This is a genomic window from Blastococcus sp. SYSU DS1024 (assembly GCF_054050795.1).
The window spans coordinates 58721-74478 of the sequence record NZ_JBJHAA010000012.1 but is presented as its reverse complement, the minus strand read 5'-3'; the positions used below and the strand labels follow the sequence as shown (position 1 = coordinate 74478).

The window sequence follows — 15758 nt, the reverse complement described above, 5'->3', positions numbered from 1 at the left end:
CCGAACACACGTTCGAACGGGTGTCCAGCGGTCAGAGGGGCGGCCGGGCCTCGAACGAGGTGGAGAGGACGACCGTCGTCCGGGTGCGGACGTTCGCGGTGGCGCGGATCTCCTTGAGCAGGTTCTCCAGCGCGTCCGGCGAGGCCACCCGCACCTTGAGGATGTAGCTCTCCACCCCTGCGACCGCGTGGCACTCCTCGATCGCCTCCAGATGGGCCAGCAGGGCCGGCGCGTCGTCGGTCTGCGCGTCGGTCGGCGTGATCGAGACGAACGCCGTCAGCGGGAGCCCGATCTGCGTGGCGTCGAGCGTCGCCCGGTACCCGGTGATCAGCCCGCGCTGCTCGAGCCGCCGCACCCGCTGGTGCACGGCCGACACCGACAGCCCCACCCGCTCGGCGAGCTCGGTGAAGCTGGCCCGGCCGTCGCGGGCGAGCGCCGCCATCAACGCCCGGTCGACGTCCAGCGGGACGCCGCCGGCCTCAGCCGGGGAGTTCGACGAGCTCACGGGGACCGTTGTTGAGGACGCGGACGCCGTCGTCGGTGCAGACGACGATGTCCTCGATGCGCGCTCCGTGGCGACCGGGCAGGTAGATCCCCGGCTCCACGGAGAACGCCATGCCCGGCTCCAGCGGGAGCCGGTTGCCGGCCACGATGTAGGGCGCCTCGTGGGTGTCCAGCCCGATGCCGTGCCCGGTGCGGTGGATGAAGTACTCGCCCCAGCCGGCGTCGGCGATCACGGTGCGGGCCGCCGCGTCGATCTGCTCGGCGGTCACGCCGGGGCGCACCGCCGCCGTCGCCGCCTGCTGCGCGGCGTGCAGCACCTCGTACCACTCCGCCACGTCGGCCGGCGCGCTCCCGCCGACGACGTAGGTCCTGGTGCAGTCGGAGCGGTAGCCGGTCGACGTCTCCCCGCCGATGTCCACGACGACGACGTCCCCGGCCTCCACCGTGCGGCCGGAGAGCTCGTGGTGGGGACTGGCGCCGTTCGGCCCCGAGCCGACGATGGTGAAGTCGACCCCGACGTGGCCCTCGGCCAGGATGGCCGCCGCGATGTCGGCGCCGACCTCTGCCTCGGTGCGGCCGACCCGCAGCCACTCCCCCATGCGGGCGTGCACCCGGTCGATCGCCGCGCCGGCCCGGGCCAGCTCCTCGACCTCGGCGGGCGTCTTCACCATGCGCAGCCGGTCCACGACCGGGCTCGCGAGCTCCAGCACCGACCCGGGCAGCGCCCGCTGCACCCCCAGCGCGTGCTCGGCCCACGTGCGCGACCCGACCGCGACCCGGGCGGGGGCGGAGCCGAGCCGGGCGGTCGCCGCCCCGGCCAGCACCGCGAACGCGTCGTCGGTCTCGTCCCAGGCGAGCACCTCCAGGCCGAGCGCTCCGGCCGGGCTGGCGTCGACCATGGGCGCCTCCAGGCGGGGCACGACGAGGAACGCCTCGCCCGAGCGGGGCACCGCGAGGGCGGTCAGCCGCTCCATCGCGTGTGCGGCGTAGCCGCAGAGGTAGCGGAGGTCGGCGCCGGGGGTGAGCACGAGGAGGTCCACGCCCAGCTCGCCGGCGATCGCCCGGGCGGCGTGCACCCGGTCGACGGTCACGAGCGGGCCTGTTCCGGCCGGTTCTGTCACGGTTGCCACCGGCGCAGAGTAGCCACGCCGGACCTCCCTTCCCCGCAATCGTTGCCAGACCGCTACCGTCCGCGGACGTGGACCAGCACGCGAAGTCCGAGCGGACGACGGCACCCGGCGGCAGGGTGGCCGCGTGACCACCATGCTCCTGGACGCCGCATCGCTGTACTTCCGCGCCTTCTACGGCGTCCCGACCAGCGTCACCACCCCGGACGGGCGGCCGATCAACGCCGTCCGGGGTTTCCTGGACATGACGGCGCGCCTGGTGACCGCGCACGCGCCGGACCGGCTGGTCGTCTGCTGGGACGACGACTGGCGGCCGGCGTTCCGGGTGGCGGCGCTGCCCTCGTACAAGGCGCACCGGGTGGCGCCCCAGGGTGGCGAGGAGACCCCCGACGAGCTCGCTCCGCAGGTGCCGATCCTGGTCGAGGTGCTCGCCGCGGCCGGGATCGCCCGCGTCGGCGCGCCGGGCTATGAGGCCGACGACGTGATCGGCACGCTCGCCACCCGGGCCCGCGGCGCGGTCGACGTCGTCACCGGCGACCGGGACCTGTTCCAGCTGGTCGACGACGCCCGCGGCGTGCGGGTCCTGTACACGGCGCGGGGCATCGCCGATCTGGAGTTCGTCGACGAGGCCGCCGTCGCCGCCAAGTACGGCATCCCCGGGCGGGCCTACGCCGACTTCGCGGTGCTGCGCGGGGACCCGAGCGACGGGCTGCCCGGCGTGGCCGGCGTCGGGGCCAAGACCGCGGCCGCCCTCATCAACGAGTTCGGCGACCTGGCCGGCATCCGGGCGGCGGTGGCCCGCACGGTCGTCCCGGCGCCGCCGCTGACCGCGGCCGTGCTGAAGAAGCTGCACGCGGCCGCCGACTACCTCGATGCCGCACCGGTGGTGGTCGCCGTGGCGCGGGACATCGATCTGCCCGCCGTCGAGGGCACCCTCCCCCGCTCCCCCGCCGACCCCGGCGCCCTGGCCGCACTGGCCGAGCGGCACGGCCTGCAGTCCTCCGTCGGCCGGCTGGGCACGGCTCTCGGCTGGCCGGCGGACGCGCTCGCCTGACCCCAGCTCAGCCGCGGGTCAGGGCTCGCTCCAGGTGTACCGGGCGCTGTCGGCGTCGGTGATCTCGATCTGCAGCGTGACCTGCTCGTCGTCGGCCGTCACCCCGGTGCACTCGTAGGTGGCGCCCTCCTCCACGCGCATCTCCTGGTCGCAGCGCAGGTCGACGGCGACGCCCTCGCGCTGCTCGAACTGCTCGGCGACGTCACGCTCGACCGCGGAGCGCGAGAGCACCGTCGGGCCGGCGGTGGTCGCCAGGACGACGCCGCCGACGAGGAGGGCCGCCAGCACGAGCAGCCCCACGAGCAGCCCGGTCCGCTTCCTGCGGGCCGGCGGTCGAGCGGGCGCGTACTGCGGCGCTCCGTGACCGCCCGCGCCCGGGTACCCGTACTGCGGCGGCCGGCCGTACTGCGGCTGCCCCTGCCCGTACCGGGGTGGGCCGTACCCGCCGGCGCCCGGGTGGCCGTACTGCGGCGGCTGGCCGGACGGGGCCTGCGCGAACGGTGGGGCGCCGTAGGGCCGGGTGTCACCGGGCCCGCCGTAGCCGGCCGGGGGGTGCCCGTGGGGCCAGGACGGCGGCCCCCACGGCTGCTGCGGGCCGGCGGGACGGTCCCCGCCCGGTGCGTCGCCGGAGGAGTGCTCGCTGTGCGGCGGATGGGTCATCGTCGCTCCCGACTACCTGCGTCCGGCCGGCGACCGGGGCGCCGGGGATTGTGCCGTACCCGGGCACCGGGCCGACGTCAGCGCATCGCTGATCAGCCGCCGACGGCGACCGCGACGACCCCCCGGCGCACCCGCTCCACCGCGGCCCGAGCGGTCCGGGCCACGGGGTCGTCGGCGACCTTGCCGAGCTGGTCCAGGAGGTCGATCAGCTGCCGCGCCCAGCGGACGAAGTCCCCTCCGGAGAGCTCGGTGCCGGCCTGCTCGGCCCCCGCGAGCACCCGGTCCAGGCTCTGCCCGTCGGCCCAGCGGTAGGCGGCCCAGGCGAAGCCGAGATCGAGGTCGCGACCGGCCGGCACGCCGTGGTCCAGCTCGACGTCCTGCAGCCGGGAGCGGATGGCGCGCATCTCGCCGATCGCCGCGGCGACCTTGCCGGCCGGGACGGCGGGCAGGGCCGGGTTGTCCCGCCGGGCCTCGAAGACCAGCGTGGAGACCGCGGCCGCCAGCTCGGCGGGCGTCAGGCTGCGCCAGACGCCCGCCCGCAGGCACTCGGCGGCGAGCAGGTCCGACTCCGACCAGATGCGGGCCAGCCGGCGGCCGTCGTCCGTGACCACCGGCACGTCGTCGACCGCACCGACCACCTCGGTGTCGGCCGGCACCAGCGGCTCGACCTCCGGCACCAGGTAGCCCAGCTCCTCCAGGACGTCGCAGGTGCGGTCGAACTGGCGGGTCAGGGAGCCGGTGCGCTCGGCCATCTTCCGCTGCAGCGACTCCGCCTCGTGCACCGCGCGCAGCCAGCGCTCGGCCATCCGCACCCGCTCCTCGCGGTCGGGTAGCTGGTGCACCGGGTGGTTGCGCAGCGCCTGCCGCAGGTCGGCGAGGACCGGGTCGTCCGCCGCCGCCGAGCGCCCCTTCTTCACCCGGCGCGCCCCCAGGTCGTGCTCCACCCGCGCGTTGCGCAGGGTCGAGGCGAGGTCGCGGCGGGCGTGCGGGCTGCGGTGGTTGAAGTTCTTGGGCACCCGTACCCGGGCCAGCGCCTGCACCGGCGTCGGGAAGTCCACCGACCCCAGCCGGCCCGCCCACTTGTCCTCGGTCAGCACCAGGGGGCGCGGATCGGCCAGGTCGGTGACGCCTGGGTCGAGGACGACGGCCAGCCCCTGGCGGCGGCCCGTGGGCACGCGGATGACGTCGCCCGGGCGCAGCGCGGCCAGCGCGTCGGCAGCCTCCATCCGGCGCTTGGCCTGCGAGTCGCGGGAGAGCTCCTTCTCCCGGTCGGCGATCTCCCGGCGCAGCTGCGCGTAGGCACCGACGTCACCGCGGTCGGAGCGCATCTCGGCGGCGAACTGCGCGGCGTCCCGCTCGTGGCGGGCCGCCGCCCGCGCCAGGCCGACCACCGAGCGGTCGGCCTGGAACTGCGCGAACGAGCTCGCCAGCAGCTCACGGGCGCGGGCCCGCCCGAACGAGCTCACCAGGTTGACCGCCATGTTGTAGCTCGGCCGGAACGACGACTTCAGCGGGTAGGTGCGGGTGCTGGCCAGCCCGGCGACCACGCTCGGGTCCATCCCCGGCGCCCAGATGACGACGGCGTGCCCCTCCACGTCGATGCCGCGGCGGCCGGCGCGACCGGTCAGCTGCGTGTACTCCCCCGGCGTGATGTCGACGTGCGCCTCGCCGTTCCACTTCACCAGCCGCTCGAGGACGACGGTGCGCGCCGGCATGTTGATGCCCAGCGCCAGGGTCTCGGTGGCGAAGACGGCCTTGACCAGGCCGCGTACGAAGCACTCCTCGACGGTCTCCTTGAACGCCGGCACCAACCCCGCGTGGTGGGCGGCGAGCCCGGCGAGGAGGCCCTCACGCCACTCCCAGAAGCCGAGGACGTGCAGGTCCTCCTCCGGCAGCGAGCCGGTGCGCTCGTCGATGATCGCGGCGATCTCGGCCCGCTCGGCCTCGTCGGTGAGGCGCAGCCCGCTGAGCAGGCACTGGTGCACGGCGGCGTCGCACCCGTTGCGGCTGAAGACGAACGTGATCGCGGGGAGCAGGCCGGCCCGGTCGAGCCGCTCGACGACGTCGGACCGGGCGGGCGGCCGGTACCGGGGCCGGTGGTGACCCTCGCGACGCCCCGAGCCGCCCCAGGTGTCGATGCGACGCTCGTGCTCGCGCACGTAGCGGACCAGTTCGGGGTCGACCACGGAGGCGCCGCGCTCGCGCGTGGACAGCGACCGTGGCCCCTCGCCCTGCTCCCCCGCGTGCGCCGCTGGGCGCAGGGAGAACAGGTCGAACACCCGGTTGCCGACCAGCATGTGCTGCCAGAGCGGGATCGGCCGCACCTCGCTGACCACGACCGCGGTGTCGCCGCGCACGGTGACCAGCCAGTCGGCGAACTCCTCCGCGTTGCTCACCGTCGCCGACAGGGAGATCAGGGTGACCGACTGCGGCAGGTGGATGATCACCTCCTCCCACACGGCGCCGCGGAACCGGTCGGCGAGGTAGTGGACCTCGTCCATGACCACGTAGCCCAGCCCGGCCAGCGCCGGCGACTCGGCGTAGAGCATGTTGCGCAGGACCTCGGTGGTCATCACGATCACCGGGGCGTCGCCGTTGACGGCGTTGTCGCCGGTCAGCAACCCGACCCGGTCGGCGCCGTAGCGCTCCACCAGGTCGTTGTACTTCTGGTTCGACAGCGCCTTGATCGGCGTCGTGTAGAACGCCTTGCGACCCTCGGCGAGAGCCTTGTGCACGGCGAACTCGCCCACCACGGTCTTGCCGGCGCCGGTCGGGGCGCAGACCAGGACGCCGGAGCCGTCCTCCAGCGCTTCGCAGGCCTCCACCTGGAACGGGTCCAGGGAGAAGCCGAGCTCGGTGGTGAACTCGGCGAGCGTCGGGTGGGAGGTCCGTCTCCGGGCAGCGGCGTACCGCTCGGCGGGGCTGGACATGCCCCCACGTTAGGCGCGCGCCCCCGCGACGGCGCGCCGCCACGATCAGGTTCCCTGATCATGGCGCGTCCTCCCTCACGTTCTGCGGTGAGGGAGGACGCTCGATGATCAGGTCAGCTGATCGTCGCGCGGCCGGTGCCGAGGACGGTGACCGCGCCCGGGACGCACTCGGTGACCGCGGGCAGCGGCGCGACGAGCTCGCCGTCGGCGTAGGTGCTGACGCCGGCGCAGGACAGCTCCACCCGGGTCGCCCGGTACACCGTCACCGCGGGGTGGTCGACGTGGGTGCCGTCGGCCAGCCGCGGCTTGGTGCGGACCAGCTCGCGCCGGGAGACGGCCCCCACGACGGTCACGTCGAGGAGCCCGTCGGCGGCGTCGGCCCCCGGGCACATCCGCAGCCCGCCCCCGTACCAGGCCGTGTTGCCGACGGCGACCATGGTGGCCGGCAGGGTGCGCGCCACCCCGTCCAGGGTCAGCGTCACCTCGTAGGGCCGCAGCCGGGCGAGCTCCGCCAGGACCGCGACGTCGTACCGGCGCCGGCCGCGTGGCCAGCGCAGCCGGTTGGCCCGGTCGGTGACCGCGGAGTCGAAGCCGCAGCACAGGACCGTGGCCCACCACCGGTCGGCCGTCCGGCCGGCGTCGATCGCCCGGGCGCGGCCGGCCAGCAGATCGGCGGCGGCGGCGCGGGCGGCGGCCACCGGATCGGTCGGTACGGCGAGGGCCAGCGCCAGGTCGTTGCCGGTGCCGGCCGGGACCACGGCGAGCGGCACGGGCGTGCCGGCGACCGCCTGCAGCCCCGCGTGGGCGGCGCCGTCGCCCCCGATCGCGACGACGGCGCGGGCGCCGTCGGCGACCGCGTCCGCCGCCTGCCGCTCCGCGTCGGGGCGGGTGGTCGCGGCGAGCACCCGGGGCGCCAGGCCCTCCTCGCGCAGGGCGTCGAGGACCGCCCGGGCCACGGCGCGGGCGCGGCCCCGCCCGGCGGCCGGGCTGACCAGGACCGCGACGTCCACGCCGGTCAGCCGCGGGCCGACGGCGAGGGCTCGACCGGCTCCTCCAGCACCGACGGCCGGGCGTCCAGCGGTGAGGCCTCGTCGTCGTCCAGCCCGTGGAAGTGCTCGGCGGCCGCGCGCCGGGCCCGGCGACGGTCGACCAGGCGGGCGGTCTGGATCGCCAGCTCGAACAGCACGATCATCGGCCCGGCCATGAGCAGCATGGTGAACGGGTCCTGCGTCGGCGTCACGAACGCGGCGAAGACGACGGTGAGGAAGAAGATCCAGCGGCGGCTGCTCCGCAGCGCCTCGTAGCTCACGACGCCGACCAGGTTGAGCGCGATGGCGATCAGCGGCACCTCGAAGCTCACCCCGAACGCGACCAGCAGCGACAGGACGAAGCCGATGTAGTCCTGGGCCGTCAGCGCCACCACGACCCCGTCGCCGGCGAGACTCAGCAGCAGCTCCAGGCCCGCGGACAGCGACACGTAGGCCAGCACCGCGCCGAGCACGAACAGCAGCGTGGAGACGGCGACGAAGCCGACGCCGTAGCGCTTCTCGTTGCGCTTGAGGCCGGGGGTGATGAAGGCCCACAGCTGGTAGAGCCACACCGGTGCCGCGAGGACGACGCCGGCGAGGAAGGCCACCTTGAGGCGGATGAAGACACCGCCGAAGACGTTGGTGACGAGCAGCCCGCAGCCACCGGCGTCGTCCCCGGCGTAGCGCAGCTCCTCCGGCAGCCCGCAGTACGGGGCGCGGATGAACTCGCCCAGCCCGTGCTCGTACCACCAGAACGCGAGCACCGTGGTGAGCGCCAGCGCCAGCAGGGACTTGGCGATGCGGTTGCGGAGCTCGGTGAGGTGGGCGATCAGGCTCATGGTGGCCTGGGCATCGCGGGGCTGCCGCCGACGCCGGCGCGCCCCGCGGGCCGCCTCGCTCACCGCCGTTCCCCCGGGTGCTGAGCGGTCAGCGGGGGCCGTCGGCCGCGGCGCGGGCCTGGTCGGCCTGGGCGCGCAGCTCCGCGGCCCGAGCCTCGGCCTGCCGCGCCTCCTCCTGCAGCTGCGCGGACCGGTCGTCCGCCGCGGAGGACGCGGGCGCGACGATCTCGCCGCGCACCGGCGTGGTCTTTGCCGCGTCGCGGGTGCGGACGTCGTCGTCCTTCATGCCCTTCATCTCGCCCTTGAAGATGCGCAGCGAACGACCCAGCGAGCGCGAGGCATCGGGCAGCTTCTTGTAGCCGAAGAGCAACAGGATGGCCAGGATGATCAGGCCGATCTCCAGCGGGCCCAGTGACCCCATGGCGCGTCCTCCGAATGGTGTGGTGGCTGGGGCGATGCTACGCCGCTCCCGGCCGTTCCCCGACGGGTGAGGGGGCGGGAATGCGTGGCACGGGCGGGAGTTCGCCGGCCGTTCAGCCGGCGGACGACCGGGCGTCGCGCAGCCCCGCGGCCCGGTCGGCGGCATCCTGCAGCCCGGCGCGCACCGGCGCGACGTCGGCCTCGGCCGCGGTCAGCTCGCGGGCCAGCCGGCCGAAGGCCCCGAGCACGCCGTGCGCCAGCACCCCGAGCACGGCGAGGGCCAGGACGACCACGACGGCGAGCACGATCCAGAACACCACGGCCGAACCCTAGCCCGCGCCGTCGGGCGCCACCCCGTACCGGTCCAGGGCGGCCCGGGCCTCGGCGGCGACCTGCGCGCCGATCTCGGCCGGTTCCTCGACCACCGCGTTGCCGCCCAGGATGGCGACCAGCCGACGGGCCCAGGCCAGGTCCGCCGTGCGGACCGTGACGGCCAGGCCACCGGGCGGGTCGTCGACCGGCGTCACGTCCTCGGTCGGGTAGTAGTCGGCGACCCACCGGGCGCTGCGGGCCAGCCGCAGGCGCACGGCAGGGGTGTCGGGGCCGGGCTGGTAGAGCCCGTCGTCGATGCTGCGGCTGGTCGCCTGCGGCGGCGCCGCGGCGGGCTCGTCCAGCACCGTGGCCTCGTCCACCCGGTCCAGCCGGAACAGCCGGACGCCCTCCGCCCGGCGGCACCACGCCTCGAGGTACCAGTGACCGTCGACGTACAGCAGCTGCATCGGGTCGACGGTGCGCTCGGTGCGCTCGTCGCGGGCGGGCACGTAGTAGTGCAGGTGCACCGCGCGCCCGTCCTGGAGGGCGCGCCGGGCGACGGCCAGGGTCTCCTCCCGGGCGTCGACGCTCACGGCCAGCGGCGCGATCCGGGCCGCCGCGTCGCCGGTGGCCGCCGAGACCTTGGCCAGGGCCCGGCTCACGGCGTCGCGCTCGGCCAGGCCGGGCAGCTCCAGCAGCGTGCGCAGCGCCACGACCAGCGCGACCGCCTCGTCGGTGGTCAGGCGCAACGGCCGCACCATCCCCGCGCTGAACGTGACCCGGACCCGGTCACCCTCGAAGGCGACGTCGATCAGGTCGCCGGGGCCGTAGCCGGGCAGCCCGCACATCCACAGCAGCTCCAGGTCGCGCTGCAACTGCCGCTCCGGGACGCCGAAGTCGCGGGCCGCCTCGGCCAGCGCCACGCCCTCGGGGCGGGCGGTCAGGTACGGGATCAGGGCCAGCAACCGGGTCATCCGGTCGGTCCCTCCGCCGGCGCTCACGGCCGCGCCCCCATCGCCGCCAGGCGGGTCAACCGGGCGATCACGGCCTCCCGCATGTCGGTCGGCGCCTCCACCACGACGTCGGCGCCGTAGGCGGCGATCTGGTCGGCCAGGGCCCACGGCTCGGTGGTGCGCAGCTGCAGCCGGTCCTCCACCTGACCGGTGCCGTCGTCGGCGGGGCCGAGCGAGGTGGCGTGCCGGCGCAACCCCACGGCGGTGCCCGGCCGCGCCCGCACCACGACGAGGTGCTCCTCCCCCTGCACCTGCCCGGCGACGACCGCGGTCAGATCGAGGTCGGGCGGCGGCTCGAACGCCCCGGCCGGGCCCACGGCCTTCGGCGTGCCGACCACGCGCGAGAGCCGGAAGACCCGCGGCGCTCGCCGGTCCAGGTCGTGCCCGACCAGGTACCAGCGCCCGTGCCAGGCCACGACCCCCCACGGCTGGACGTCCCGGCGGGCCGCGGTGTCCTCGTCGGGGCGGCGGTAGTCGAACTGCAGCCGGCGCCGGTCGCGGGCCGCGGCGTAGCAGGGTTCGAACGCCGCCTCACCGCGGTCCAGGCGGGGCTTGATCGGCAGCGCACGGGAGGAGTCGACGTCGACGCCGGCGGCCTTCAGCTTCACCAGGGCGCTCTGCGCGGTGCCGGCCAGCTGCGCGGACTCCCACAGCCGCAGCGCCAGGCCCACGGCCGCCGCCTCCTCCCCGGTGAGGTGGATCTCGGGCAGCTCGTAGTCCGCGCGGGCGATGCGGTACCCGTCCTCGGTGTCGAAGGCGCTGGTGCGGCCGGTCTCCAGGGGCACGCCCATCTCGCGCAGCTCGGCCTTGTCCCGCTCGAACATGCGCTTGAACGCCTCGTCGGCCCGGTCGCTGCCGTCGTCGGGCTCGTACCCGGGCACGGTGGCGCGGATGCGCGCCGCCGTCACGTACTGCCGGGTGCTGAGCAGCGCGATGACCAGGTTGACCAGTCGCTCCGCCCGCTTGGCCGCCATGGCCCTCAGGCTAGTCAGCCCGCCGCCGGCCCGTCGTCGCCCGGCCGTGCGCCGGCCCGCTGGATAGCCTGCGGGTATGAGTTCTGCTCCCCCTGCGCCCGCGTCCCGGATCCGCTGGCGGCGCGGGCGGGTCACCGCCACCGGCCGTGCCTGGCGCGATGCGCTGGAGCTGACCGCCGAGGTGGCCGGCGACGGCGAGCTGCGGGCGCTGGCCTACCCGTCGCTCGTCGGCGTCCCCGAGGTGGGTGACGAGGTGCTGCTGAACACCACCGCGCTGGCGCAGGGGCTGGGCACCGGCGGATACGCGCTCGTGGTCGCCGTCCCCGACCGGCTGCCGCCGGACCCGGAGGGCCCCGGGCACCTGGTCAAGGCCCGGTACACGCCGCTGCAGGTGATCGTGCAGGGCGTCGACGAGCAGGAGACCGAGCACCACGCGACGATCGCGGCCGCCGACGACCTCGGCGGGATGCCGGTCGTCGTGGCCGACCTGCACTCGGCGCTGCCGGCCGTCCTGATCGGGATGCTCGCCACCGACCCCGACCTCAAGGTCGCCTACGTGATGACCGACGGCGGGGCGCTGCCGGCGGCGTTCTCCCGCACGGTGGGCGCGCTCAAGAGCTCGCTGGCCGGCGTGGTGACCGTGGGCCAGGCCTACGGGGGTGACCTGGAGGCGGTCACCCTGCACACCGGTCTGCTGGCGGCCCGGCACGTGCTCGGCGCGGATCTCGCGATCGTCACCCAGGGGCCCGGCAACCTGGGCACGGGGACGCCGTGGGGTTTCTCGGGCGTGGCCGCGGGCGAGGCGTGCAACGCCGTGAGCGTGCTGGGCGGCCTGCCGGTCGGGGCGCTGCGCATCTCCGACGCCGATCCCCGGCCGCGGCACCGGGGGGTCTCCCACCACTCGCTGACCGCGTTCGGGCGGGTGGCACTGGGCGGCGTGGCGCTGGTGGCGCCGCGCGGGCTCTCGTCCGAGCTCGGCGGGCAGGTGGACGAGGACCTCGCGAGCCAGCCGGAGCGGAACACCGTCGTCTGGGTGGACACCGACGGGCTGGACGCGGCGCTGGGGCTCTCGCCCGTGCCGTTGAGCACGATGGGCCGCGGCTACCCCGAGGAACGTGCCTACTTCCTCGCCGCCGCCGCGGCCGGCCGCTACGCCGCCCTCCAGGTGCCGGTGGAGCCTGTCGCGGAGGTCGAGCCGGTCACCTGACGCACCCAGCGCTGTCGTGCCGAGTGGGCCCCGGAGGGGTCCGCGCAGGCGCGACGCAACGGCTCACCGCAGCCGGGGGACGGCACCCGGCCGCGGTGGAGGCCGGAGGCCGACCAGGGGCATGGATCACATGGACGCGATGAGCTTCTCGACGCGCTCGTCGACGGACTTGAACGGGTCCTTGCACAGCACGGTGCGCTGGGCCTGGTCGTTGAGCTTGAGGTGCACCCAGTCGACGGTGAAGTCGCGCCGCTTCTCCTGCGCCTTGCGGATGAACTCGCCGCGGAGCTTGGCGCGGGTGGTCTGCGGGGGCACGTTCTTCGCCTCGAAGACCCGCGGCTCGTGGGCGACCCGGTCGACCTGGCCGTTGCGCTCGAGCAGGTAGTACAGCCCTCGGGTGCGGCTGATGTCGTGGTAGGCGAGGTCCATCTGGGCGATGCGCGGCGAGGACAGCGGCAGGTCGCGCTTGGCGCGGTAGCGCTCGAGCAGGTTGTACTTGATGGCCCAGTCGATCTCGCGGTCGATCAGGCTGAGGTCCTCGCTGTCGACGGCCTTGAGCACCCGCCCCCAGAGCTCGAGCATCTGCCGGTGCACCGGGGTGCAGCCCTCGCGGTCGGCGAACTCGGTGGCGCGGCTGTGGTACTCGGCCTGGATCTCCAGCGCCGACATCTCGCGGCCGCCGGCCAGCCGCACCTTCCGGCGGCCGGTCATGTCGTGGCTGATCTCGCGGATCGCCCGGATCGGGTTCTCCAGCGTCATGTCGCGGATCGGGGTGCCCGCCTCGATCATGCGCAGCACGAGGTCGGTCATGCTGACCTTGAGCAGCGTCGTCGTCTCGCTCATGTTCGAGTCACCGACGATGACGTGCAGCCGCCGGTAGCGCTCGGCGTCGGCGTGCGGCTCGTCGCGGGTGTTGATGATCGGCCGGGACCGGGTGGTCGCGCTGGAGACGCCCTCCCAGATGTGCTCGGCCCGCTGGCTGACGCAGTACAGCGCGCCGCGCGGCGTCTGCAGGACCTTGCCGGCGCCCACGACGATCTGCCGGCTGACGAGGAACGGGATCAGGACGTCGGCGAGCCGGCCGAACTCACCGTGCCGGCCGACCAGGTAGTTCTCGTGGCAGCCGTAGCTGTTGCCGGCCGAGTCGGTGTTGTTCTTGAACAGGTAGATGTCGCCGGTCACGCCCTCCTCGGCGAGGCGCTGCTCGGCATCGACCAGCAGGCCCTCGAGGATCCGCTCACCGGCCTTGTCGTGGGCGACGAGCTCGGAGAGGTCGTCGCACTCGGCCGTCGCGTACTCGGGGTGGCTGCCGACGTCGAGGTAGAGCCGAGAGCCGTTGCGCAGGAAGACGTTGGAGCTGCGCCCCCACGACACCACCCGCCGGAACAGGTACCGGGCCACCTCGTCCGGTGACAGCCGGCGCTGCCCCTTGAAGGTGCACGTGACGCCGTACTCGGTCTCGATCCCGAAGATCCGTCGGTCCACGCTTCGAGACTAGGCGCCGGGAGCCACACCAGCCCACCGCCGGACCGGCGGGGCGCTACCGCTTCGCGTCGAGCCGCTGCAGCAGGTCGTCGAACGCCTGCTCGATCTCGTCGTGCCCGTTCTGCGACGCCCGCTGCTTGCCGTGGATCAGCGCGGCCCGGTTGACCTTCGAGAAGTCGCCGTACGGGAAGTGGTAGCGCTTCTTCGTCTCCTCGCCGGCGTCCGGATCGACGGCGAGGTGCCAGGCGGCGTAGCCGTCCCAGCCGTGCGCGTCGATCTCGGCGTTGCCGTCGTCGGCGGACGGTGCGGCGTCGGACCACTCGGTCTCGTCGTCGTACTTCCCGTCGTCGATCAGCTTCCTCGCCTGCGCGAGGGCGTCGTCGTTGAGCTCGTAGTTCGGCATGCTCGCTCCCCTACCCGGCACGCGCGTGTCATTCGCCCGACTGCGGGTGCCCCTCGCCGCTGTCCGTGGTGCCCCCGGCGGTGTCGGGAGCGGCGGGGTCACCGAGCCCGGCCGGCGTGCCCGGGGCAGGGTGGCTGGGCACGTGGGCCGACGTCGGACGCTGCGCCCCTTCGGCGCCGGTCTCGCCGTCACCGAGGAGGGTGTGCAGGGCGGCGCCCACGACGCGGCGGAACGCACGCTTGGGGCGCCGCCTGTCCAGGACGGCGACCTCCAGCTGCTGGGCGGTCAGCCGCGACGGCCCGCCGTCGCCGCTCCCCGCCGTCGCGGGGCTGACCGCGGAGAGCGCGTCGACGCCGACCTTGAGCGCGTCGGCGAGCCCCATGCCGGCGTGGAAGTGGTCGCGCAGGTGCCCGGTGACGGCGTCGGCCTGGCCGCCCATGACCACGAAGTCGGGCTCGTCGACCACCGAGCCGTCGAAGGTGAGCCGGTACAGCTGGTCGCGGTCGGGGGTCTCCCCCACCTCGGCGACGCACAGCTCGACCTCGTAGGGCTTCATCTGCTCGGTGAAGATGGCGCCGAGGGTCTGCGCGTAGGCGTTGGCGATCACCCGGCCGGTGACGTCGCGCCGGTTGTAGGAGTAGCCGCGGACATCGGCCAGCCGGACGCCGGCGACGCGCAGGCTCTCGAACTCGCTGTAGCGACCGACCGCGGCGAAGCCGATGCGGTCGTAGATCTCGCCGATCTTGTGCAGGGTCGAGCTGGGGTTCTCGGCGATCAGCAGCACGCCGTCGACGTAGGTGAGGACGGCGACGCTGCGACCGCGCGAGATGCCCTTGCGGGCGTACTCCGAGCGGTCGCGCATGACCTGCTCGGCCGAGGCGTAGTAGGGCATGGTCATGGCTCAGGCCTCCCCGGCCGCGTTCTGGCGCTCGGCGGCCGCGCGCTCGGTCACGATGGCGTCGGCGACGGCGGCGATCTCGGCGTCGGTGAGCCGCACGGCGCCCTCGGCGTCGACCCGGTAGACGATCGGGTACAGCCGCCGGACCGGGTCGGGGCCGCCGGTGGCGGAGTCGTCGTCGGCGGCGTCGTAGAGGGCCTCGACCACGGTGCGGGTGGCGGCTGCGGCGTCCAGCCCCTGCCGCCACGTCTTCTTGAGGCTGTTCCGGGCGAACAGCGAGCCGGAGCCGACCGTGGCGTAGCCGCGCTCCTCGTAGTTCCCGCCGGTGACGTCGTAGCTGAAGATCCGGCCCGGGAGCTCGCCGGGGGCGGCGTCGAGGTCGAACCCGGCGAACAGCGGGACGACGGCCAGGCCCTGCAGCGCCGCACCGAGGTTTCCGCGGATCATCTGCGCCAGGCGGTTGGCCTTGCCGTCGAGGGAGAGCGTGAGGCCCTCGATCTTCTCGTAGTGCTCGAGCTCGACCTGGTAGAGCTTCACCATCTCGATGGCGATGCCCGCGGCGCCGGCGATGCCGATGACGCTGTAGGAGTCGGCCGGGTACACCTTCTCGATGTCGCGGCTGGAGATCAGGTTGCCCATGGTGGCGCGCCGGTCGCCGCCCATGAGGACGCCACCGGCGTAGGTGGCGGCGACGATCGTGGTGCCGTGCGGGGCGATGTCACCCACGGGCAGCTGCGGGACCGGGCGCCGGCCTGGGAGCAGGTCGGGCGCGGTGGACCCGAGGAAGTCGGTGAACGAGGAACCCACCCGGTCCAGGTACGCGGGGGGGAACCCGCTCCGGCCAGCTGACGACTCGTTCACCCATCCGCCTCTCCCGCCTGCCTGTGCCGGCGTTCTCTTCTGC

The 15758-nt window shown here is 74.6% G+C and carries 16 protein-coding genes; 2 read left to right on the top strand and 14 right to left on the bottom strand.

What is annotated here, in order from left to right; genetic code table 11:
• Positions 1 to 31: 31 nt before the first annotated feature.
• Complete coding sequence (locus ACI79S_RS12675; protein WP_456593792.1) at positions 32 to 505, bottom strand: Lrp/AsnC family transcriptional regulator; 474 nt, start codon at positions 503 to 505, stop codon at positions 32 to 34.
• Positions 480 to 1634 (bottom strand): M24 family metallopeptidase, encoded by a 1155-nt coding sequence (locus ACI79S_RS12670; protein ID WP_456593791.1) that lies wholly within the window; start codon positions 1632 to 1634, stop codon positions 480 to 482. The genes ACI79S_RS12675 and ACI79S_RS12670 overlap by 26 nt, the downstream gene beginning before the upstream one ends.
• Positions 1635 to 1767: 133 nt before the next feature.
• Here ACI79S_RS12670 and ACI79S_RS12665 point away from each other — a divergent pair, with 133 nt between their 5' ends.
• The gene (locus ACI79S_RS12665) at positions 1768 to 2685 is read left to right on the top strand and encodes a 5'-3' exonuclease (RefSeq protein WP_456593860.1); all 918 of its coding nucleotides are present in this window, start codon (positions 1768 to 1770) and stop codon (positions 2683 to 2685) included.
• Between the two features lie 18 nt (positions 2686 to 2703).
• Here ACI79S_RS12665 and ACI79S_RS12660 read toward each other — a convergent pair whose 3' ends face one another.
• The 8 genes from ACI79S_RS12660 to ACI79S_RS12625 form a co-directional block, all read right to left on the bottom strand.
• Positions 2704 to 3345, bottom strand: a complete 642-nt coding sequence (locus tag ACI79S_RS12660; protein WP_456593790.1) for a DUF4333 domain-containing protein — start codon at positions 3343 to 3345, stop codon at positions 2704 to 2706.
• Positions 3346 to 3437: 92 nt separating this feature from the next.
• The gene (locus tag ACI79S_RS12655; protein WP_456593789.1) at positions 3438 to 6275 is read right to left on the bottom strand and encodes a DEAD/DEAH box helicase; all 2838 of its coding nucleotides are present in this window, start codon (positions 6273 to 6275) and stop codon (positions 3438 to 3440) included.
• 113 nt (positions 6276 to 6388) lie between these two features.
• Positions 6389 to 7285 carry a diacylglycerol/lipid kinase family protein gene (locus tag ACI79S_RS12650; RefSeq protein WP_456593788.1) on the bottom strand — a complete coding sequence of 299 codons (897 nt, stop codon included), beginning with the start codon at positions 7283 to 7285 and terminating at the stop codon, positions 6389 to 6391.
• A gap of 5 nt (positions 7286 to 7290) precedes the next feature.
• Entirely contained in the window at positions 7291 to 8205 is a 915-nt protein-coding gene (gene tatC, locus ACI79S_RS12645) for a twin-arginine translocase subunit TatC (protein ID WP_456593787.1), read from the bottom strand.
• A 25-nt stretch (positions 8206 to 8230) separates the two neighbouring features.
• The gene (tatA, locus tag ACI79S_RS12640) at positions 8231 to 8563 is read right to left on the bottom strand and encodes a Sec-independent protein translocase subunit TatA (protein WP_456593786.1); all 333 of its coding nucleotides are present in this window, start codon (positions 8561 to 8563) and stop codon (positions 8231 to 8233) included.
• A 112-nt stretch (positions 8564 to 8675) separates the two neighbouring features.
• Positions 8676 to 8882 carry a hypothetical protein gene (locus tag ACI79S_RS12635; RefSeq protein ID WP_456593785.1) on the bottom strand — a complete coding sequence of 69 codons (207 nt, stop codon included), beginning with the start codon at positions 8880 to 8882 and terminating at the stop codon, positions 8676 to 8678.
• Positions 8883 to 8891: 9 nt separating this feature from the next.
• The gene (locus ACI79S_RS12630) at positions 8892 to 9848 is read right to left on the bottom strand and encodes a helix-turn-helix transcriptional regulator (RefSeq protein WP_456593784.1); all 957 of its coding nucleotides are present in this window, start codon (positions 9846 to 9848) and stop codon (positions 8892 to 8894) included.
• 23 nt (positions 9849 to 9871) lie between these two features.
• The gene (locus tag ACI79S_RS12625) at positions 9872 to 10861 is read right to left on the bottom strand and encodes a helix-turn-helix transcriptional regulator (protein ID WP_456593783.1); all 990 of its coding nucleotides are present in this window, start codon (positions 10859 to 10861) and stop codon (positions 9872 to 9874) included.
• 76 nt (positions 10862 to 10937) lie between these two features.
• Between ACI79S_RS12625 and ACI79S_RS12620 the strand changes: the two genes are divergently transcribed.
• Entirely contained in the window at positions 10938 to 12068 is a 1131-nt protein-coding gene (locus ACI79S_RS12620; RefSeq protein ID WP_456593782.1) for a DUF3866 family protein, read from the top strand.
• Between the two features lie 126 nt (positions 12069 to 12194).
• Here ACI79S_RS12620 and pafA read toward each other — a convergent pair whose 3' ends face one another.
• From pafA to prcB, 4 genes are read right to left on the bottom strand one after another with little or no spacing between them, the layout of a single operon-like run.
• Positions 12195 to 13553, bottom strand: a complete 1359-nt coding sequence (gene pafA, locus ACI79S_RS12615) for a Pup--protein ligase (protein ID WP_456593781.1) — start codon at positions 13551 to 13553, stop codon at positions 12195 to 12197.
• 55 nt (positions 13554 to 13608) lie between these two features.
• Positions 13609 to 13956 carry a hypothetical protein gene (locus tag ACI79S_RS12610; protein ID WP_456593780.1) on the bottom strand — a complete coding sequence of 116 codons (348 nt, stop codon included), beginning with the start codon at positions 13954 to 13956 and terminating at the stop codon, positions 13609 to 13611.
• A 28-nt stretch (positions 13957 to 13984) separates the two neighbouring features.
• Positions 13985 to 14854 carry a proteasome subunit alpha gene (gene prcA, locus ACI79S_RS12605; protein WP_456593779.1) on the bottom strand — a complete coding sequence of 290 codons (870 nt, stop codon included), beginning with the start codon at positions 14852 to 14854 and terminating at the stop codon, positions 13985 to 13987.
• 3 nt (positions 14855 to 14857) lie between these two features.
• Positions 14858 to 15661: a proteasome subunit beta gene (prcB, locus tag ACI79S_RS12600; RefSeq protein WP_456593778.1), complete on the bottom strand. Its 804-nt coding sequence runs from the start codon at positions 15659 to 15661 to the stop codon at positions 14858 to 14860.
• Positions 15662 to 15758: the final 97 nt, after the last annotated feature.

Coding starts and splice junctions, on each gene's coding strand:
- ACI79S_RS12630 (WP_456593784.1), bottom strand. CDS start 9,848: ATGACCCGGTTGCTGGCCCTGATCCCGTACCTGACCGCCCGCCCCGAG.
- ACI79S_RS12655 (WP_456593789.1), bottom strand. CDS start 6,275: ATGTCCAGCCCCGCCGAGCGGTACGCCGCTGCCCGGAGACGGACCTCC.
- ACI79S_RS12610 (WP_456593780.1), bottom strand. CDS start 13,956: ATGCCGAACTACGAGCTCAACGACGACGCCCTCGCGCAGGCGAGGAAG.
- ACI79S_RS12620 (WP_456593782.1), top strand. CDS start 10,938: ATGAGTTCTGCTCCCCCTGCGCCCGCGTCCCGGATCCGCTGGCGGCGC.
- ACI79S_RS12660 (WP_456593790.1), bottom strand. CDS start 3,345: ATGACCCATCCGCCGCACAGCGAGCACTCCTCCGGCGACGCACCGGGC.
- ACI79S_RS12625 (WP_456593783.1), bottom strand. CDS start 10,861: ATGGCGGCCAAGCGGGCGGAGCGACTGGTCAACCTGGTCATCGCGCTG.
- ACI79S_RS12665 (WP_456593860.1), top strand. CDS start 1,768: ATGCTCCTGGACGCCGCATCGCTGTACTTCCGCGCCTTCTACGGCGTC.
- prcA (WP_456593779.1), bottom strand. CDS start 14,854: ATGACCATGCCCTACTACGCCTCGGCCGAGCAGGTCATGCGCGACCGC.
- tatA (WP_456593786.1), bottom strand. CDS start 8,563: ATGGGGTCACTGGGCCCGCTGGAGATCGGCCTGATCATCCTGGCCATC.